A 19351-nucleotide genomic window follows, 5' to 3' on the forward strand; every position below is an offset into this window, starting at 1 on the left:
ACTATCGCTTTTTACATTGACCCATAACGCCTTCCGGACGAATCGGCTTACAGCCCCTCTTCTGCAATATTTAGCAACACGCTGAGGCTTAGTTTTATAGCCGTAGTCACTTGGGTGAGGGCGGGGTGCAGGGGTGGAACCCCTGGCCGGGGGCTGCGTCCCCACACCTCCTTTGTCCTAAATGAAGTGGCGGTAGCTATATCAATAAAAACAGGGAACTGTATTCATACAGATGTCACATGTGACGTTGCTGGATGCAAATTATGATTCTCAAACACGACCACTGCTGTACGGGTGTTTAACGAAACGCCCTACGAAATTCATATTACTTTGGGTCTGAGGTGAAATATGACGCAGAGTTCCGGCAGCCAACCGACCTGGTGGGAACCTGTACAGAATTTGGATAACAAGTTTGTTGAGTGGGGTATTCCAGGTGCTTTTGTGGCGATCGCCTAAAATAGGCTTATTGCGTCGTTTTGCTTCCCTCCTTTGTGAACCCGTATGAGCCAGCGATCGTACCCCGTCCCGCAGACAGACCCGCCTCTCTCTCCCAGAGAGACACTGCCCACGATGTATGATCTACCGAGCGAAAATCCTGAGGAGCCTGGATTGCCCGACGAGTTTCATGATTTACAACCCCAACTGCTGAGTGCCACACTCCAGCTTCGCAACTACGCCCAAAACCAATTCTTCACAGGCTCAGACTTAAATCTCTATTACGATGTACGCCATGCTCAGTGGTACAAGCGTCCTGACTGGTTTCTAGTTCTGGGGGTGCCCCGTCTGTATGATGACGATATGCGATCGAGTTATGTCGTCTGGCAGGAAGGGGTCAATCCTTTTGTCGTCGTGGAACTGCTGTCGCCAGGTACCGAAAAGGAAGACTTAGGAGAGTATGCGAATCCAACTCGTGTTGTAGAGGGTGATCAATCTCTCACTCCCCAGTTGACCCGCGCAGTCCGGGTAGGAACCAAGTCAGGGGACGGGCAACTCGCGGAAGACAGTCCACCCCGAAAGTGGGAGGTGTATGAGCAAATCTTGCGAGTGCCCTACTATGTCGTATTTAGTCGCTATACCAATCAACTCCGGTTCTTTCAGCTGCTTGGTGGGCACTACCAGGAGCAATTCCTTGACCCCAACACTCCTCGCATTTGGATTCCCGAATTGGAGCTAGGGCTAGGGCTGTGGCAAGGAGAATTTCAAGGAATCGATCGCTTGTGGCTGCGTTGGTGTGATAGTCAGGGAAACTGGATACTCACCGATGCAGAACAGGAACGAGAAGAAAAGGAAAGAGCGATCGCACGGGTAGAGCAGGTAGAAACCCAGTTACGTCAGGTCGCTTTCAATCTCATGCAACAGGGAATGTCAGTAGAGCAAGTTGCGACCTTGATGCAGCTCACACCCAATGAAGTGCAAACGTTGGTCAACGCTGACCTGGAAGGATAGTTGGGGAGTTTCGATTTATAGCCGTAGTCACAACGATAAATCAGGTGTTTCGAGGATCTGTTACCTGGTGACGTTTAGATCTCCAACTTTTTTAAAGAAGTTGGAGATCTGAGGCTTAAACAGCTCAAGCAACCAGATTCAGAGCTACTGAGATCAGCGACAGGAACGTGAGAAACCCGACTGCATCCAGGGTTGTGGTCAACAACGGTCCACTAATCAACGCCGGATCGAGGTTCATGCGCTTGAGTCCCATCGGCAACAACGTGCCCAAACTGGCAGCGACTAAGACATTCACCATCATTACCAGAGCCGCGACGATCGCAATCCATCGATCGCCCGGAACTGACCAGATCAACGACAGGATGCCCAGCGCAGAACCCAGCGCGATCGCCGTGCCAAAGCCCGCCAGGATTTCTTTTCGTAAAATCTTGAAGGTATCCTCATGCGTCACTTCGCCTACACCCAACCCCCGCACCGTCACCGAGAGGGCTTGAATCGCGACGTTGCCGCTGGTGTTGGACAGAATTGGCATGATCACGGCTAACACGGGGACAAGGGAGATCACGTTTTGAAAGGGGGCGATCGCACTAGCCGCACCGATATAAAGCCCGATGTTACCGAGCAACCAGGGCAACCGCTTGCGAATCGTGACGGTTGGAGGAGACAGAGCCGCTTCGTCTCCACCACTGACCCCTGCCAGTTTTTGGATGTCTTCGGTGGCTTCTTCTTCTAAAATATCTACCACATCGTCGATGGTAATGATGCCCACCAACCGATCTTCGCGATCGACCACAGGCACGGCAATCAGGTCATAGCGTTTCATCAGTTGGGCGACCTGTTCCTGGGGCATCTCGGTATATGCCTTAATGACGCGATCGCTCGCCACATCGCGCACCAACACCGTTGGAATGGTGAACAACAACTGCCGCAAGGAAATCACCCGCACCAGTTTGCGGTTGTCATCCGTGACGTAGGCGTAATAGATGGTTTCCTTGTCTTCGTCGGTGCGTCGGATCTTTTCTAGAGCTTCACCAACGGTCAACCCCTCCCGCAACCGCACATATTCGGTCGTCATCACCCGTCCCGCTGTGCCCTCTGGGTAGCCCAGGATGGTGGCAGTGGCTTGACGCTCCTCAATGCTGAGTTGCTGTAAGAGTTTCCGTACGATGCCTGCTGGCAACTCATCAAATAATTCGGCGCGATCGTCAGGGCGCATGGCTTCGACAATCTGGCGCACCTGGGCATGATGCAGTGAACTGACGAGTTCTTCCTGCACCTCTGAGGGCAGATATTCAAACACATCAGTGGCATGGTCTTTGTTGAGCAACCGAAAGGCGATCGCCTGACGTTCGGGTGGCAAATCCGCAATGTAATCGCCAACATCAACAGCAGGGAGGCAATTTAGCTCCCACTTCAGCCGATTTAAGTCAGCAGTCGCCGCTGACAGTGAAGTGCAAACTTCCTGAGTGAGCATACAACCTCCTATGCCTCCCCCGCGCTGGGAGACACGCTCGCCAGGAGGGGAGTTATGTACTGTGGGGGGATGGACTTGGGTCCATAAAGCGCATGAATTCAACATCGGTACTCATAATGAGTACCGCTAATGGGTATCTTAGCCTACGAATGGTTCGATCGTTAAGTATCATCTTGGCTGATCTTGTAAAAATTCAGACCAGAGGAAGATCGAAGAGAGAAAAAAGAAAGACACGAGGATGAAGAATGAAAGCTAAATCGTAGAGGGGTAGATGAGTAATGAGTTTTGAATTGAATGCCTCAACTAGTGTTGCGTCACAGTTAAAAGTTAGGGTAGTGCGAACATCTTGCTCGCGCCGTGGGTGAGATGCTCACACCGACAATCCTAAAAATAAGGTGTGACGCTGCACTAGTCTTATAACGATGAACAACTAACGATTAAGGGTGTGCCCAGAATTTTGTGTAAAACCTCATCCTATCTTCGTTCTAGCCCACCGTTCGGCTGAAGTTCACAGCGGAAGCCCGCGACTAAAGTGCGGGCTCATGGGATGAAGTCTGCTAAAGCAGACTAGGAGAGGTTTTCAGTCCACTTTAGTGAACTTTGAAAAGTAGCCGCCATTGATGCGCGGGTGGATGGAAACGGTGACAGACCCACTTTAATTTACATAGCCCGATTAACGATTAACGATTAACCATTAACGATTAACCATTGACTATTGACGATTAACGATTAACCACTGACTACTGACTACTGACGATTAACCACTGACTATCAACCACTAACTATTGACGATTAACCATTGACTATCAACCAATGACAAGTGACTAAATCAGGACTGTGTATGGCTCAAAACCAACTCCACCAAATTAGTAATGAACCGCTCTTTTTCCATAGGCATGACAAGTTTGCCGTAGAGAATCTCTTGCGACACCAGAAATGAGACGAGGGAGCCCCAAAAGATCCGGGCGATCGCCTCTGGATCTTCTATGCCGAGTTCTAAATGAGACTTGAAATAAACACTGAGGCTATGTTGTGCCCGTTGAATTACAGTGCGGGTGTAGAGTTGTGCCAATTCTGGGAAGCGGACAGATTCGGCAATGACGACGCGCAGCAGGGCGAGGTACTCCTCATCGGTCATCTTTTGGAGAAACGTATTGGCGAGACGACGCAGTAACACAGCAGGTTCACCATGCATCGCTTCAGCACAAAAGTCAAACTGCATCCGATTGATCGTGACTCGCTCAATCAATGCAGTAAACAACCCTTCCTTATCTTGAAAGTGGCTATAAATCGTTTGCTTTGAAACCCCTGCGGCGGCGGCGGCCCGATCCATACTGGTGCCTGCATAGCCCTGACTCAGAAAGACTTGCATGGCTCCCCGTAAAATTTGCTCTCGTTTTTCTCGTGTACTGCTAGATTCTTCGATTTGGGGGTTGGATGGTGACAACGATTCCAAGAAGGTGTCCTCTCAATCAGATCCTAAAAGATTTACAAAATCTCTTCTTTTGTTATAGGGAACAGTTTAAGATTCAAGTCATAATCATACTAGACAGTCTAGTTTAGTCTTGCGATTTTAGCTGTCGATTATTTCTTAGCTTGTGTCATATTTCCAGATTTTAGAAGAGGTATTGCAAACACTCTAAAGCTTCCTCTGATTCCATTTTCTCTGGTTCTCGTCGCTGGGCACGGTTACCTTCAACGAAGCGATCGCTGACTTTGCTGACTTTATTGTGTCTGGGATTGAGAATCCGTTTTTGCATCGGTAATTAAGGTTTACATCTATGGCGCAATCTGTTTCAGATGCCTCAACCCAAGCTGGGCAAGCCGCTCAGCACCGAGGTGCAGCAAAACGTCGGTTGTTATTGCCGTTGGGGTTGGTGGTGGTAGCGGCAGGGTTAACTACCTGGTATTGGCTCTCACGACCGACGTCGGATGATTTGCAGTTGAGTGGTCGAATTGAGGGTTACGAAACGGACATTGGCAGCAAGGTGGCGGGGCGCATTGAAGAAGTCACGGTGCGAGAGGGAGAAGAGGTCAATCAGGGTGACATTCTGGTGCGGATGGATGATGACGAGTTGCAGGCTCAACTTCAGGGAGCGACTGCTGCACTGCAAGCCGCGCAACAACGCGAAGCCAACGCTCGCCTGCAAGTCTCGGTGCTGGAGAGCCAGATCGCCGAAGCGCAGTTAACCTTACAGCAATCGCGTGGTGACACGCAGGGACAAATTTCTCAAGCCGAAGCGACGGTAGCAGCCGCGATCGCCCAACTGCGAGAGGCTGAAGCGCAAGCAACACGAGCCAATGCTGATTTGCGCTTAGCCGGGATCAACCGCGATCGCTATGCCCAACTGGTCAACGAAGGAGCCGTAACCCAACAGCAATTTGACCAGGCTGAAACCACCTATCAAACCGCTCAAGCCACGTTGGTGAGTCAACAGGCGGCTGTCGAAGCAGCCCGTCGCCAGGTAGCCGCAGCGCAGGGAGGCTTGACCCAGACCCGCTCCACAAACCTCAACCCTGACATTCGCAATGTGCAGGTTGAGCGGCTCAACACCCAACTGGAACAGGCACGAGTGCAATTGGCGATCGCCCAATCTGACGTCACCAACGCTCAAGCCAGTCGCCAACAAATTCAGGCACAACTGGATAACCTCACCGTAGTCAGCCCAATTGATGGAGTTGTGACGACCCGTAGCGTGGAACCTGGAGTCGTGGTCGCCTCTGGCAGAAATCTCCTTTCCGTGGTGGATCTCAACACGGTGTATCTGCGTGGCTTTGTCCCGGCAGGTGAAATTGGCAATATTCGGGTGGGTCAAGCCGCACGGGTCTATCTCGACTCCAATCCTGACCAACCCCTCGCTGCCCAGGTTGCTGCAATTGATGCCGAGGCATCCTTCACTCCAGAGAATGTCTATTTTCAAGAAGACCGTGTGCAGCAAGTCTTTGGCGTTCGCCTCAGCATCGCCGAACCCGGAGGATTTGCCAAACCGGGAATGCCTGCTGATGCGGAAATTGTCTTAGAAGAATCAGAAGAGTGAAAAAAGAAGAAAGAATTTAGTCAATAAAAATAGGTTTTTCCTTCTACCCTCTGTACCTCTCCACTGGAACAACAATGACAATTGACCATTACCCATTACCCAATGACCATTGACCATTAACCATTGACCATTACCCAATGACCATTACCCATTACCCAATGACCATTAACCATTACCCAATGACCATTGACCATTAACCATTGACCATTACCCAATGACCATTGACCATTACCCATTAACTATTGACCATTAACCATTGACCATTAACCATTGACCATTAACCATTGACCATTAACCAATGACTGACACTGTCATCCAAGTTCAAGGCTTACAAAAACACTACGGCACAACACACGCGGTGCGGGGCATTGACTTCACGGTGCAGCGAGGTGAAATTTTTGGGTTAATTGGTCCTGATGGGGCAGGCAAAACCACGACTTTCCAAATCCTGGCGGGGGTGATGGAAGCTAGCGAGGGTAGGGTGGAGGTGTTGCATCGCCCGCCCAGAGACGCCCGTCTGGGCATTGGCTATCTGACGCAGCAATTCTCGCTTTATCTGGATCTCAGCATCGATGAAAATATTCGCTACAGTGCAGGTCTGCGAGAGGTGCCGCCCGATCGCCTGTTGGAACGGCGCGATCGCTACCTCAAGCTGATGAGCCTGGAACAGTTTGGTAGTCGTCTGGCGGGGCAACTATCGGGGGGTATGAAGCAAAAGCTGGCGTTGTGTTGTGCGCTGGTGTCTCAACCCGAGATTTTGCTACTCGATGAACCGACGACGGGAGTTGATCCGGTGTCGCGGCGCGAGTTTTGGGATGTGTTAGCGACACTCTCTAGTCAGGGGGTGACGATCGTAGTCGCAACGCCTTACCTGGATGAGGCAGAACGCTGTAACCGGATTGCCTTGATGTATGAGGGAGAAATCCAGCAGGTGGGCACCTTACAGCAATTGCGGCAGAACCTGGGATTACACCGTCTGGAATTGCGAACTGACTATCTGGAGCAGACTGAAGCTGTGCTGCTCAAGGCGATTCACCATGCCAAGGCTGACTCGAATGCACCTTCCTCGTTGGTGGATGTGCAGACTTTTGGCGATCGCCTCGATGTGTTGGTGTGTTCCCCTGACCAGAGTGAAGCCGAAGTAAGGCACTTGCTCGCCCAGGAACGTTTAACTCTGACCGATCTGCAACCCGTCGAAGCCACGTTAGAGAATGTCTTTGTGACTCGTCTACGGCAACAGGGAGCCGATCCTCCGTTTATTTCCTTTCCACGCACTCGCCAAGATCTGGGGCGATCGCCCACATCCTCTAGTTCAGAAAACCACATCGCCATCAAGACCAACCACCTCAGCAAAACCTTTGGCAATTTTCAGGCGGTGCGCGATGTCACGCTCGAAGTCCGCTATGGCGAAATTTACGGCTTGTTGGGTGCGAATGGGGCAGGCAAAACCACCACTATCAAGATGCTCTGCGGATTGTTGGCTCCCAGTGGGGGAGAGATGATGCTGGCTGGGCGTACCCAAGATCTGCGAAATACGGCTCTGCGCCAACGGATCGGTTACATGAGCCAAAAATTCACGCTCTATGATGACCTATCGGTTGTGCAAAACCTGGAGTTTTACTGCGGGGTGTATGGTGTGCCCCGTCACCAGCGACGCGAGAAGATCGATTGGGTGCTGGCTATTTGCGGGTTAGAGGGACAGGAGGACATGCTCACCGGACGCTTGCCCGGTGGTTGGAAACAGCGTGTTTCCTTTGGGGCGTCGGTAATGCACGAGCCAGAGATTTTGTTTTTGGATGAGCCGACATCGGGAGTTGATCCCCTGGCGCGACGGCAGTTTTGGCGACTGATCGAAGATTTCGCCCGACGTGGCACTGCCATTCTGGTTACCACCCACTACCTCGAAGAAGCTGAACACTGTAACTATCTGGGCTTTTTAGTGGCGGGTGAGGTGATGGCTCAAGGCTCCCCTAGCCAGATCAAAGCCCAACAACCTGGGCAGTTGATTGAGCTTGTGACCAATCACACCCAAACTGCCTCAGATCTATTAAAAACACAACTCGATCCGTGGCGCGTCTCGATCTTTGGCGATCGCCTCCACCTTGTCCTCGATCATCCCGACACAGAACTTCCCCACATTCGAGATCTGTTGGATCAAACACCTACCCCCAATGGAATGCTCGAAATTCACTCCTTACGTCCGGTTCCTTTCTCGTTAGAAGACACCTTTATTGGCATTGTGGAACGTGCTCAAAGCAAGGTTTCAACTAATGCTTAAACCTCACTGTACAGACATGATTAATCTCGCTTTCCCTCCAATCCCCATCTGTACAGCCGTGATTAATCGCGTCTCTTCTTCCTACTTCCTGCTTTCTACCTCCTACTCTTTGTATGAAACGAATCTGGAGCCAATGTACTAAGGAATTAGCTCAATTTGGTCGCGATCGCCTCACAGTGGCTCTGGCGTTTGTGTTACCTTTATTGACACTTTTAATCTTTGGTTTTGCGATTCGGTTAGAGGCTAAAAATATCCCGATCGCGATTCAAGATTTGGACAACAGTTTTTTAAGTCGTTCGTATATCGAGCGCATATTTGCTACTAACCAATTTCAGCCTGTTTCCTGGGTTGGAGGTGATCCAGTTCGAGATGCATTAGATCCGGGTATTGCAAAAGCAGCATTAATCATTCCTCCTGATTTTTCTCGTCAATTAAAGTCAGGATTGTCCAGTGAAATTCAAGTGTTAGTCGATGGCACCGATGTTAACAATGCCCGCATTATTCAAAACAGTATTCAAGCAGTTACACAATTCTTTTTAAGAGTCACCGGGTTACAACAACCACCTGCTTTACGGGTCGTTCCCCATACCCGAATTTGGTTTAATCCCGGTCGCAAAGAATCGCTTTACATTGTGCCCGGAACCTGTGCCGTTATTCTGTGGATTTATCCCTCTTTATTGGCGGCGATCGCTCTGGTTCGTGAAAAAGAGCAGGGAACGATTGTACAGGTTTATGCCTCCAGTTTGACTGCATTAGAATTCATTGCGGGAAAGGCATTGGCATATATTCTGATTGGCTTAAGTGAGGCAGTGGTCGTGATAGGATTGGGTGCTCTACTCTTTCGACTCAACTTTGCCGGAGATCCCACTCCACTCTTCATTGGCACACCGATTTTTATTGCAACCAGCGTTATGTTTGGCATGGTCGTCGGCTCCCGTGCCACTAATCAAAATGCAGCCGTTCAAGCAGTAGCAACAATTGGGTTTCTGACGGCATTTTTACTATCAGGTTTTATTTATCCCCTGAGCAATATTCCCTTTCCATTATCGTTAATCTCCAATGTGGTTCCTGCCCGCTATTACATTGAGATTATTCGGGATGCCTTTGTGCGAGGAACGGGTTGGAGTGGCGTCTGGTTCTCCATGCTTGTTCTAACATTAATTGGATTATTTCTTTTTAACGTGGCACGCCGTAATTTACAGCGAATGCAAATCTCAGAATAACCAAAAACCTATGTTTAAGAACTTCCTCAATCGCCTCCTCAATAGTCGGCTTTGGGCATTGGCAACCAAAGAAGTGAATCAAATCATCAGAAATAAACAACTTATATTCCTGCTAGTCTTTCCACCTACGATTCAACTGTTAGTTTATGGCTTTGCTCTAAACCCAGAAGTTCACTTTTTGAAACTGGGAGTTGTGGATTATGCAAACAGCATCCGCAGCCATGAATTAGTCTCTGCCTTAACTGAAAACCGCATCTTTATTACCCAGGATTATCTATTCAGTGAACAAGCCTTAGGGGAGCAAGTTCAACAGGGGCAAATTACTGCTGGATTAATCATTCCGCCAGAGTTCGATCGCCAGTTAGCCGAGTCTCAGACTGCCGATGTGCAGGTGTTGATCGATGGGGTAGATGCCAACACGGCGGGCATCGCAGCAGGTTATATCTCCCAAATCACCAATCAATTTAGTCGTCGCTTGAGTCCGGAAGTCATGACTGAAGTGATCAATCCCCAGGTGACGTTTCTCTATAATCCTGGTTTGGACAGCAGTTGGTTCTTTATTCCGGGTGTGACGGGTGTCGTGTTGACGTTGACCAGCGTGTTGGTTTCCTCCTCAACGGTGGTGCGCGAAAAGGACACAGGCACCCTGGAGCAATTGCTGATCACCCCGGCGGAAGCCTGGGAAATTTTGGTGGCGAAAATCGTGCCGTTATTTGTGCTGCTGATGGCAGATATCTTTTTGGCGTTAGCGGTCGGTGAGGTCGTGTTTCAGGTGCCGTTTCGGGGCAGCTTTCCACTGTTTCTCCTCATTTCAGCCCTGTATATCTTTGTGGGCATTGGTTTAGGGATCTTGCTGGCAACGATCTCGCGCAACCAGCGACAGGTCGTATTGACCTCATTTTTCATTAATCTACCGTTGATTCAACTCTCAGGAGCGATCGCCCCCATTGAGAGTATGCCGCTGATCTTCCAACATCTGTCCTGGTTGAATCCCCTGCGACACTACGTTGCTGTGATTCGCGGCTTTCTCCTCAAAGGAGTCGGAGTTGTGGAACTGTGGCAACACGTCCTTGCGCTTGGGGCGATCGCGGTAATCCTGATGGCGGTGAGCATCAAAAAATTCCGTACCCAACTCAGTTAGCTCCTCGAATTTAATTTAGCGTGAATTCGGGATCAGGATTTCGGCGGTTAAAACCGCCGCTATCGGAGCAAAATTGACCTGCGTCGGTTCGTCAAATCCTGCCTTTTCCGGAGTCCGCATCGGTGGACTTCGCTCTAGTAGGCGCGAATTCATTCGCCGGGCTCTCTTAAACCGAACTAACGTTATTTTAGCTGTAGCTTCTTCGCGGAATGGCGTTTTTCCCGTTGCTGCAAGTCGCGGAGTCGCTGCCGCAAATGGTTTAAATCGGGAGATTGCTTACCATACCGCCAGCGCACATAGGCTTGCGAGATCTCATCCACTGCTTGAGCATGGGTTGGCGGTTGATGGCCATAGATATGCTGGGAGTATTCTAGGGGAGTTTGGGCGTTGGGTTTGGGATAGCCCTGTGAGGCGAGGCGGTCGAGCATTTGGCGATAAAGGGCTTCCATGGGAGGCAATTTGCCCAAAAATCGGTGATACCGCCATTGGTTCCACCCGCTCCATAGCAGCCAACCCAAAAAGCCCAGTCCAGTGAGTAACCCTGCCCCCAACAAAATACCGACCCAACTGTTCATGAAGGAGGTGACAAATCCAAATGCCCACGAGAGCGCGTTGGCAATCCCTTCAAACACCCAGGTGAGAAATCCAGTGACAGGAGAGGGCAACCATCCGGCAATCCAGTTCCAAAAACGCCGCAACACACTAAAGGTTTGGTATTCCTCAATAGACGGAGGAATCACTTCATAGCCCGGGATCGGGTTAAAGGTAAACCAGCCATATTTGTTGAAATAGGCTTCGGTCATGGCGAAGGCATCGGTGTTTTGCACCACATAAAACCCGGTAAAGGGGTTGAATTCTCCAGGGTTAAAGCCAACCACCAGACGTGCCGGAATGCCGATCGCCCGTAGCATAATCGTCAGCACTGTGGAGAAGTGGTCGCCATAACCACCCCCAAACTTGAATAAGAACGCTTCGACTAAATCTTCGTTTTCTGCCAGGAAAGGCAGATTGGGCTGAATCGTGTAATTCTGCTTGAGGTATTGCGCCAGATAAAGTGCCTTTTCGTAGGGCGTAGTGATGGGAGTGGGTGAGGTTGCCAAAATCCGATCAGCTTCCTGGCGCACTCGACTGGCGATCGCCTCTGGCACATCCATGTAGTAATCGCGAATCGGAATTGGATACCGTTGATCCGAGTTCCGCAGCAGGGTGCGATCGCGATAGGGTACCTCTGACACTACCGTGTAGGTCAAACCCTCTGACAAAGGCACAGGCGATCGCAGCGCACCTTCCGGGTCGATGGCTACCTGTCGTGTGGGGAAATAGAGTTCTTTGGGTTCGTATAACGCGGGAATCAGATTAGGCAGGTCAGCCACGATTGTGTAGGACTGCACCACTTCTCGCGTCCGATTCAGCGTGACCGACCACGGCAAGTTAAACCGCAGTGACCAGGACGGGCGTTCAACCTTTTGCACTGCCAGGTCATCCTCGTTGCGGGACACCTGCCACCCCTGCCCGGTATAGCGATCAAACGCCATCACCCGCCAAAATCCCTCAGCTTGCGATCGCACCCGCATCACCACTTTAGGGTTGAGTTGACCCCGCAAGTTCTGATTAATTCGGTCATTAAAGCCGTAATAAAAATCCCCATCCAGTTCTCCCGGTCCATCCTCTAGCTCTCCGGCGGGACCGTTACCCACGCCCGTGCCCGATCGCCCCTCCCGCACATACCCCGGATTAATGATATTGCCCGTATCAAATTCACCCTGAATGTCAATCGGAGCACTCACTGGAAACGTGCGGAGTTGATAACCGGGCAGTCGCGGTAAAAAGGCAAAGATCAATAAGCCCAGTCCAACGGTGATCAGCAAAAACACCCCCAACCGCCTGGGAGCCATGTCTAACCCACTCCGCTTAAAACTGGGGGATGGCAAACCCAAGCGAGAGCGATAGTCCAAAATCAGGACGGGAACCGCAATGATAAAAAACAGGAGCAACAAGGGCGCAAACACGAGCGTCTGGCTCAATGTTGCCGACACACCCATGAGAATCAGCCCAATCACCATGGAGTAGCCCAAATCTTTGCGACGGGGCAAGTCAAAGCTGTGAAACACCTGGAGCCAAATGAGTAGCTCCGCCAGGGCTAAACGGGTGTCATTGGCCGACGACAGCAACTTCACGAAAAAAGCTGCCAACCCGATCAACATGGCGATCGCAATGCAAAATTTGACAGCGATATTGCGTTTACGCCGACGATGCCAACTCCACACCGCCCCAAGGATGCTGACAGGCACCGCCCAAATGCTGATCCACAAGGGATCTGCCACATCTGCGGCGGCAACATCAAGCGCAACGATGCCCACGGCAACTGCGGCTTGAACCAGAATCCGCAACAGGATTGAGTCTTCGACTTCCGGTAAAGGCATTGCATTTAGCCGCTGCCGTAGGTCACTCAATCCGGGAATAGGGAGCGTTTGCCGTTTTGTCGCAGAAGACATATTCAGCTTAAAAGGAGGTAATTAATAGGGGGGAAATGGGAAGGATAGAAACTAGGAAATGTGTTTGTTGTTTCTGATCGATCCAAAAAACTAATCCCCCCTATCCTAGCCGCCACAGAAGCAGAGTGGGAGGGGTGACACGATGTCTCCGAAAAAATGAGACGGATGCAGTTGTAAATCACGATGTCAAAAATGAGGCTCTAAAACGGAGGAGCGAAATGACTCATAGACACTTGTAGATGTCAAAAATGAGGCTATAAAACGAACAGCAGCACTATTCGTTAGACATCGGATGTGGTGGGATGAACCACGAACACAATAGGAGTTTGTTCTGATCCGGCTAGTCGAATTTCCAGGGGATAAATCTGGTTCGGAGCGAGATCAAACAATTCCACACTGAGAGAACCGGGGCTAGACCGCTCAGCAATCGACTGTGCCTCTGCGCCTTGAAAGCGGAGGCTTCCAGAGCAGGGAAGTTGACTTTGAATGCGGAGTTGCCCAGTGGGAGACGGATATTCAGCCGTCAATTGTAGAGGACCAGCAGTCGTATTCCACTGCCGCTCAGCCCGAGGCTCGTTCGGTGAAACCGACAGTGTCAGCGTCTCCAAAATTTCCCGCGCTGCCAACATTGACACAACCATCTGTTGTGATGGAGTGGCAGTGCTGTAGTCTTCGGGAAGACGGGAGGCGATTTCAGGCGATCGCAACGGTGAACGAGCGGGAGAAGTGAGCACTAACCCAGCCAGTTGATTCAAGGCTGGAGTGTTGCCGGGAAACAACCCCTCAACAGCTTGAACGAGCTTGGTGCCTTCTCGCAGAGAAGACTGCACTACTTCTAAACAGCGGTCAAATAACTGCGACAGTACGTTTTCCGGCATCGGAATCGGTACATTGAGGTTTTGCAGTTGGGTAATCCAGGGGGTCGCAGGAACCAAGTCAGAGGTTGCCCAGTCGGGGGTTTCAGAATCGTATTCATAAACCTCCGTCTCCCATGGAAACAGGGGTGGCTTGCGCTCGATTTCAGAGCGGAGCCGACGTTTTAATAGGGAATGAAAACGGTCTTGCACAGCGGATCTATCTCCTGGGTAAAACAGTGGAGTTTCTTGAAATGAAAAGCGATTCGATCCCGATGATTCAGTCGATAACGCCCTGATGTCTTCGGAATCGAGTGGATCTATTTCATCGAATTGCAAACTTGCTGCGTCAAGATCATCCAACTCAGCCCCGTGAACGGGACTCTGCCCTGATGGTATAACACCTTTGTTGGGATCTTGTAACAGCCAAGCCAGGAATTTATTAATGGCTTCTGATTCCCTATTCATCGGTTGCTGCCCCTGCTCCGGATACTAAATTATTTCTAATTTCCCAAGCTTGTTCCAATAATTTTGACCATTGCTTCTGAACTTGGGTCACGGTACACCCTAAAGCCTGGGCGATCGCCGCATCTGGCATATTTTTGCGCTTGAGATGTAACAGTTCTGCCTGTTGGGGGTTAATGCGGGCTTGCAGCAATTGCCACTGCTGTGGGGTCAAGCCAAAATTACGCTCCAGGTCTGCCTCAAGCCACTGATGCACCAGTTCCCAGTGATGCGACAGGGCAAAGCGAATCAGATGATATTTAAATCGTTGTTGCAGATAGTCGCGTTGCCGGGGAGTTAGCCCTAAAATTGCCTCGATCTCGCTGGCAGGCAAGTCCTCCAAGCGCAGCGCAAAATAATCGGCACAATCTTGCTGTTGCCGTTCCTCCAGATATTTCATCAACTCTGCCACAACCGACAGCCGCAGGGCGTCTTCAGCAGGTTCCGGTTCCTGAGCCACCATTTGCTCGCGAACCTGTTGCACCGGAGCGGTGTTGCGATTTTGATCGGATTCTCCGGATGAACCTTCTGCTGCCTGCTCAATATCAACGGCAGTTTCGGGGGGTTGTTGTTGCGAAAAAGTCTGTGCCCGTAGAATAATTAACTGTTGATTGCGCCGACCTGGTAGGGGGATGCGACGTTTGCCATAGCGTTCGGTAAACGCCATATATTCCGCCAGTTGCAGCAAACTGCGGGGGCGATAGGTCGCTGGCAGTTGATTTTCTCGCCGGAAGGCGTTGAGGGCCTCAATATAAAACCCCTGCAAAAAGTCTTCGATCAGGGTGAGACGAGCTTGATAGCTGGACTGCACCTGGGGCGGTGTGATGTAGCGATAGACCACAGCACTTAGGGTACTGTGTAGCTCGACACGTCCTCGATGGGAACCCAACTGATAGTATTTAAGACATTGCTTGAGGCGATGACGAGCCAGGGTGGTCAACCAGGTATCGATTTGTCCAGAAGATTGAATGCGCTTACTTTCCGAACAGATGCGGGTGACCTCTGCGGTAATACGAGTTGCAATATCCCGACAATGCTGTTCAGAAGCTTGTGTGGACTGCTTGAGTTCGCTGAACAATAGCTTAAAAATCGCCTCCACGCCTTAGACGGTTCCCCCCTGATGGTTCTCGTCGCTACAAAGTTAACATACTAATCTGCGATCGCAAGTAATTTCGATCGATATCGTACCCATTCTCTTGTTCCAGTCGTTCAATGACCCCATAAAGGCTCTCCGCTTAACGACTTAAGTCGTGACTGCCAGAGTCAAGCCCCGTGTGGCGGACTCTAAACCGTTGAGGGGTGCGCGAACGGATGCAGGTCAGTTACACTCCTGTAACTACGCATTTAAGCTGCGTAGCTCAGGACGATGTCGTTGAACATTACAGTGATGGGGGCTTGGCGCATGGGTACTCAGCTAAGAGCCGTCGCTTTTTGCAGTTGCCTCTCCGGAGAGAGAGTCGTGATGCAAGAAATGATGGTCTAGACTGGAGAAAACAATTTTCTCAAGAGTACTTTATTACAGCCCAATCATGGATATTCAACAGCAGATTAAAACCCTGATAGATAATGCCCCTCAGGATGGCACGACACCTGCTGCGATTGAGGCGATCGCTCCTGCCTTAAAACTGATTGCAGAACAACTGAAACACCCTGAGTATTATATTCTGCAAACCCTGGAACAAAATTGGGTCATGACCACCCTAAGCCATCGTACCCAGCCTGATGTTTCAAAGAATGTGATCTATGCGTTTCCCACCCTTAAGGACGCAACAGCGGCTCCCTATGCTAAAGATCCGCAGGTCATTTCGATCCCGGTTCCGGTTATTCACATCCTCTTTCAAATGGTAGCAATGCAAACGGTCGATAGCATAGTCTTCTTTGAAAATTCTGGAAATACCAGTGCTGGAACCGAGGTAACTCGTCAAGATTTGCAAAATTTGATCCAGGTGCATTTGCAGAAAATGCAAGGAACTCAGAGCGTTCCGCCGAATATTGCGTAAGTAAGGGAGTAGAAGGGTAGGGGAATAAGGGGGTAGAGGAGTAGAGGGAGCTTGGCGTTTTGAAGGGTAAGTTTTGATATTCCATTTAGGATGTCGAGATTAGGATGTCGAGAAGGTTGGTTGAGCATTACAAGGGCGAAACCACCCGCATTGAGTTGTCTATATAGTCAAGGTTTCAACCACCAAGATTCTTATCCCGAACTCAGGTTCAATTGCCTCCTCTACTCCCCTACTCCCCTAATCCCTCAACTTGAACCTCAATCAGAAAGAGGAATGATATTAATCCGTCCCTGACACCGCAACTGATTGTCTTCGATCTGAATTGATCGTAAATCTACATCGCTGCCCAGGTTGATTTGAAAGCCCTGTAGGTCGCTGAGGGGTAAGCCTCGGTTGGCGTTAGGATGGGGTAACCAGCAGGGGCGATCGAGTTGCAGGGTTTGCCCGTCGGCAAGTTGTAAGCCTGTGCGGATGGCGATCGCTGTCGCTTGACCTTCAGAAGAGAGGAGATCGGCGATGAGAGTGAGGTGCTGATTTGCCAGACGGATTTGGGGATTATGAAGTCGTAACACGGCATCGTCTGGTAGCTCTTCCGAGGTGGGGAGCGATTTCACCAATCCGGCTAAAAACTCGGTCACCGCATTAGCCAGCAGCGGAGCTTCTAGAGATGTATTGAGGTCGTCTTGATGCATGACGACGTCTCCCTCGACGGGTACGACTTCCATCAACCGGAGTGGCTTTCCTCGTATAACCTGCCCCAGGTTGACTCGAATATTTGACCCGGTCAGGTGAATCTGGCTCAGGTGTAGCCCCTGGTATACCGCTCTTTCTGCGGCGATCGCCACCTTAGGGATGTAGCCCGACAAAATTTGGCGATCGCCCCCCTCAATCTGACAATGCAGTGTTTCAACGTGTTCGACCTGCGATCGCAACCAAAACTGGATTGCCGCAGATAACCCCTTGCTAACCCAATGGCTCTTTGGAGATGGCGTGAGTGGTGAGATTGAGGCGGTTGTAGAGGAATCTGTAGTGTCAGCAACCTCTGAGTCGGAGTCCATCTGTTTTACTTACGGTAAAAATACTTATCCATCCCCTTGTACCACAAGACTTTGAGCTTTTAACACAATTTCTGGGGATCAAATCTGTGTGAGTAAACCTTGACATTAGGCTGATCCCAAAAGCGATCCCAGGTTGTTAAAAATGTCAGGAAATCATGACATATTGATCCCCGTTTTGCCCGAAAAACCGTAGATCCGTTCTAGATAAGGCTTGTTAGCCCCTTGACCAGTTGCTTGTTTTTCTGCACTATAAGGCTATCTAAGTGATCCCCAACGATCCCAAAAACATTATGTTTAGCTCTTAGAGATTTTGCGTTGACCGTCGATTTTTGTTGACCGTTAACTGTTAGGTTCAGGGATCAGTTTTAGCCAGGTTTAACTCTTGCGAGGGTTTAATGCCTGTCTGGGGTTTATCACTCACTTAGTGTTACTCCTCACTCCAGTTCTGGTTCCCAGACCTTTAGTTCTCACACGTCATTAGCTCTCAAAACTGTAAGGCAGAGTTTTCTCTCAACGGAGCAGATTCTGTAGTACTCACAAACACATTGGAGATTCATCCATGACTAAGGAACGTCCACCTCTTGAGGATTTGACCCTCAGACAACTTCGCAAAATCGCTAGCGAATATGGCGTTTCTCGCTATAGCCGTATGCGAAAGGAGCAGTTGTTGACCTCAATCCAGGAGGCTCAACAGGCGGCGAAGTATCCCCCAGTAGCATCATCTCGATCTTTAGAAGCACAAGAAGAAGTGGAAGCAGCAAAATTTGATGTAGGACAAACCGATCGCACGGGCGGCTCATTGGCAGCCGTTGATGAAGGTTTACCCGATTTGCCGGATGGATATGGCGAGAGCCGCATTGTGCTTTTGCCGCGTGACCCTCAATGGGCGTATACCTATTGGGACATTCCCAATAGCCACAAAGAAGACCTGCGTCGTCAGGGCGGTAGTCGCTTAGCACTCCGCTTTTATGACGTGACTGATATTGATATCAATTACCAGCGTCCGCACAGCTTGCAGCAGTATGAGTGTGATGAGCTGTCACGGGAATGGTATTTGCCTGTCCCTGTGAGCGATCGCGACTACGTGGTTGAAATTGGTTATGTCGCTGGCGATGGTCGTTGGTTACTGTTGGCTCGTTCGGCTCCCGTCCGTATTCCTCCGGTGTATCCCTCGGATTGGATTGATGACCAGTTCATCACGGTTAGCTGGGATGAAGACCTGCGCGGTAAGAAATTCCTCGAATTGGTGCCTCCCAGCAGACGGATGGCAGGGGCAGGAGCGATCGGCAGCAACGCGATTTACGACGAAATCTTTGGTATGGCTCAATCCGCCGAGGCTCAGCGGGTTGCAGGTTCGCTCTACGGCTCCATGCAAATGGTGCCAGAGCAAGCGGTCAGTTCCTACATCTTCCCGTCGGGTGTGGGTATGTGGGCACTGCCGACCATGTCAATGTCGGGTATTGGTATGTCGGGTGTCGGCTTCTCCGCGTCGGCTCCACCCATTCGCCCTCGCCAGTTCTGGTTAGTGGCTGATGCTGAGTTGATCGTTTACGGTGCAACGGAGCCAGATGCAACGGTTACTATCGGCGGTCGCCCCATCAAGCTCAACCCCGATGGCACCTTCCGCTTCCAGATGTCCTTCCAGGATGGCTTGATTGACTACCCAATCCTGGCGGTTGCGGCAGATGGCGAACAAAACCGTGCGATCCACATGAAGTTTACTCGCGAAACTCCAGAGCGTCGCACCAACACGAAGGAAGAAGCCGTTCAAGAGTGGCTGGTTTAAGTTTTGAGACTGGGTTTTTGCAGTAGAGCACCAGCTTTGCAAGAAACCAGTTTT

The 19351-nt window shown here is 50.5% G+C and carries 16 protein-coding genes; 7 read left to right on the forward strand and 9 right to left on the reverse strand.

Annotation, left to right across the window (positions count from 1 at the left end; translation table 11 throughout):
• The first annotated feature begins 501 nt into the window (after positions 1 to 501).
• Positions 502 to 1446 (forward strand): Uma2 family endonuclease, encoded by a 945-nt coding sequence (locus H6G89_RS08580; protein WP_190504978.1) that lies wholly within the window; start codon positions 502 to 504, stop codon positions 1444 to 1446.
• A gap of 124 nt (positions 1447 to 1570) precedes the next feature.
• Here the strand turns inward: H6G89_RS08580 and mgtE are convergent, their stop codons facing one another.
• The 3 genes from mgtE to H6G89_RS08595 all read right to left on the reverse strand — a co-directional run bounded on the left by mgtE (position 1571) and on the right by H6G89_RS08595 (position 4680).
• Positions 1571 to 2920, reverse strand: coding sequence for a magnesium transporter (gene mgtE / locus H6G89_RS08585; RefSeq protein ID WP_190504980.1), 1350 nt, complete (start codon positions 2918 to 2920; stop codon positions 1571 to 1573).
• 829 nt (positions 2921 to 3749) lie between these two features.
• Positions 3750 to 4376: a TetR/AcrR family transcriptional regulator gene (locus H6G89_RS08590; protein ID WP_242059877.1), complete on the reverse strand. Its 627-nt coding sequence runs from the start codon at positions 4374 to 4376 to the stop codon at positions 3750 to 3752.
• Positions 4377 to 4536: 160 nt separating this feature from the next.
• Positions 4537 to 4680 carry a hypothetical protein gene (locus tag H6G89_RS08595; RefSeq protein WP_190504981.1) on the reverse strand — a complete coding sequence of 48 codons (144 nt, stop codon included), beginning with the start codon at positions 4678 to 4680 and terminating at the stop codon, positions 4537 to 4539.
• 21 nt (positions 4681 to 4701) lie between these two features.
• On the opposite strand from H6G89_RS08595, the gene H6G89_RS08600 reads away from it, so the two are divergent.
• Positions 4702 to 5958, forward strand: a complete 1257-nt coding sequence (locus tag H6G89_RS08600) for an HlyD family secretion protein (protein WP_190504983.1) — start codon at positions 4702 to 4704, stop codon at positions 5956 to 5958.
• A 116-nt stretch (positions 5959 to 6074) separates the two neighbouring features.
• Here the strand turns inward: H6G89_RS08600 and H6G89_RS08605 are convergent, their stop codons facing one another.
• Entirely contained in the window at positions 6075 to 6194 is a 120-nt protein-coding gene (locus tag H6G89_RS08605; RefSeq protein ID WP_190504985.1) for a YXWGXW repeat-containing protein, read from the reverse strand.
• A gap of 62 nt (positions 6195 to 6256) precedes the next feature.
• Between H6G89_RS08605 and H6G89_RS08610 the strand changes: the two genes are divergently transcribed.
• From H6G89_RS08610 to H6G89_RS08620, 3 genes are all read left to right on the forward strand, one after another.
• A complete protein-coding gene (locus H6G89_RS08610) occupies positions 6257 to 8236 on the forward strand; it encodes an ATP-binding cassette domain-containing protein (protein ID WP_190504987.1) in 1980 nt (659 codons plus the stop codon).
• Positions 8237 to 8349: 113 nt separating this feature from the next.
• Positions 8350 to 9459, forward strand: coding sequence for an ABC transporter permease (locus H6G89_RS08615; protein WP_190504989.1), 1110 nt, complete (start codon positions 8350 to 8352; stop codon positions 9457 to 9459).
• A 10-nt stretch (positions 9460 to 9469) separates the two neighbouring features.
• Positions 9470 to 10600, forward strand: coding sequence for an ABC transporter permease (locus tag H6G89_RS08620; protein WP_190504991.1), 1131 nt, complete (start codon positions 9470 to 9472; stop codon positions 10598 to 10600).
• Positions 10601 to 10615: 15 nt separating this feature from the next.
• On the opposite strand, the gene H6G89_RS08625 is transcribed toward H6G89_RS08620, so the two are convergent.
• The 4 genes from H6G89_RS08625 to hetZ form a co-directional block, all read right to left on the reverse strand.
• A complete protein-coding gene (locus tag H6G89_RS08625; protein WP_190504993.1) occupies positions 10616 to 10753 on the reverse strand; it encodes a hypothetical protein in 138 nt (45 codons plus the stop codon).
• A gap of 29 nt (positions 10754 to 10782) precedes the next feature.
• Positions 10783 to 13095 (reverse strand): transglutaminase TgpA family protein, encoded by a 2313-nt coding sequence (locus H6G89_RS08630; protein WP_190504995.1) that lies wholly within the window; start codon positions 13093 to 13095, stop codon positions 10783 to 10785.
• Between the two features lie 281 nt (positions 13096 to 13376).
• On the reverse strand, positions 13377 to 14162 hold the full coding sequence (locus H6G89_RS08635) for a PatU (protein WP_190504997.1): 786 nt from the start codon (positions 14160 to 14162) through the stop codon (positions 13377 to 13379).
• Positions 14163 to 14409: 247 nt separating this feature from the next.
• Entirely contained in the window at positions 14410 to 15552 is a 1143-nt protein-coding gene (hetZ, locus tag H6G89_RS08640) for a heterocyst differentiation protein HetZ (protein ID WP_190504999.1), read from the reverse strand.
• A 430-nt stretch (positions 15553 to 15982) separates the two neighbouring features.
• Between hetZ and H6G89_RS08645 the strand changes: the two genes are divergently transcribed.
• Positions 15983 to 16453, forward strand: a complete 471-nt coding sequence (locus H6G89_RS08645; RefSeq protein WP_190505001.1) for a hypothetical protein — start codon at positions 15983 to 15985, stop codon at positions 16451 to 16453.
• Positions 16454 to 16710: 257 nt separating this feature from the next.
• Here H6G89_RS08645 and H6G89_RS08650 read toward each other — a convergent pair whose 3' ends face one another.
• Positions 16711 to 17511 (reverse strand): LmeA family phospholipid-binding protein, encoded by an 801-nt coding sequence (locus H6G89_RS08650; protein ID WP_190505003.1) that lies wholly within the window; start codon positions 17509 to 17511, stop codon positions 16711 to 16713.
• Between the two features lie 559 nt (positions 17512 to 18070).
• Here H6G89_RS08650 and H6G89_RS08655 point away from each other — a divergent pair.
• Entirely contained in the window at positions 18071 to 19297 is a 1227-nt protein-coding gene (locus H6G89_RS08655) for a DUF4912 domain-containing protein (protein WP_190505004.1), read from the forward strand.
• Positions 19298 to 19351: the final 54 nt, after the last annotated feature.

It is taken from the genome of Oscillatoria sp. FACHB-1407 (genome assembly GCF_014697545.1).
Classification (GTDB): Bacteria; Cyanobacteriota; Cyanobacteriia; order Elainellales; family Elainellaceae; genus FACHB-1407.

Excerpts from the sequence above, each read along its gene's own strand:
- H6G89_RS08580 (WP_190504978.1), top strand. The coding sequence starts at position 502 with ATGAGCCAGCGATCGTACCCCGTCCCGCAGACAGACCCGCCTCTCTCT.
- mgtE (WP_190504980.1), bottom strand. The coding sequence starts at position 2,920 with ATGCTCACTCAGGAAGTTTGCACTTCACTGTCAGCGGCGACTGCTGAC.
- H6G89_RS08595 (WP_190504981.1), bottom strand. The coding sequence starts at position 4,680 with ATGCAAAAACGGATTCTCAATCCCAGACACAATAAAGTCAGCAAAGTC.
- H6G89_RS08600 (WP_190504983.1), top strand. The coding sequence starts at position 4,702 with ATGGCGCAATCTGTTTCAGATGCCTCAACCCAAGCTGGGCAAGCCGCT.
- H6G89_RS08605 (WP_190504985.1), bottom strand. The coding sequence starts at position 6,194 with ATGGGTAATGGTCAATGGTCATTGGGTAATGGTCAATGGTTAATGGTC.
- H6G89_RS08610 (WP_190504987.1), top strand. The coding sequence starts at position 6,257 with ATGACTGACACTGTCATCCAAGTTCAAGGCTTACAAAAACACTACGGC.
- H6G89_RS08615 (WP_190504989.1), top strand. The coding sequence starts at position 8,350 with ATGAAACGAATCTGGAGCCAATGTACTAAGGAATTAGCTCAATTTGGT.
- H6G89_RS08620 (WP_190504991.1), top strand. The coding sequence starts at position 9,470 with ATGTTTAAGAACTTCCTCAATCGCCTCCTCAATAGTCGGCTTTGGGCA.
- H6G89_RS08625 (WP_190504993.1), bottom strand. The coding sequence starts at position 10,753 with ATGAATTCGCGCCTACTAGAGCGAAGTCCACCGATGCGGACTCCGGAA.
- H6G89_RS08630 (WP_190504995.1), bottom strand. The coding sequence starts at position 13,095 with ATGTCTTCTGCGACAAAACGGCAAACGCTCCCTATTCCCGGATTGAGT.
- H6G89_RS08645 (WP_190505001.1), top strand. The coding sequence starts at position 15,983 with ATGGATATTCAACAGCAGATTAAAACCCTGATAGATAATGCCCCTCAG.
- H6G89_RS08650 (WP_190505003.1), bottom strand. The coding sequence starts at position 17,511 with ATGGACTCCGACTCAGAGGTTGCTGACACTACAGATTCCTCTACAACC.
- H6G89_RS08655 (WP_190505004.1), top strand. The coding sequence starts at position 18,071 with ATGACTAAGGAACGTCCACCTCTTGAGGATTTGACCCTCAGACAACTT.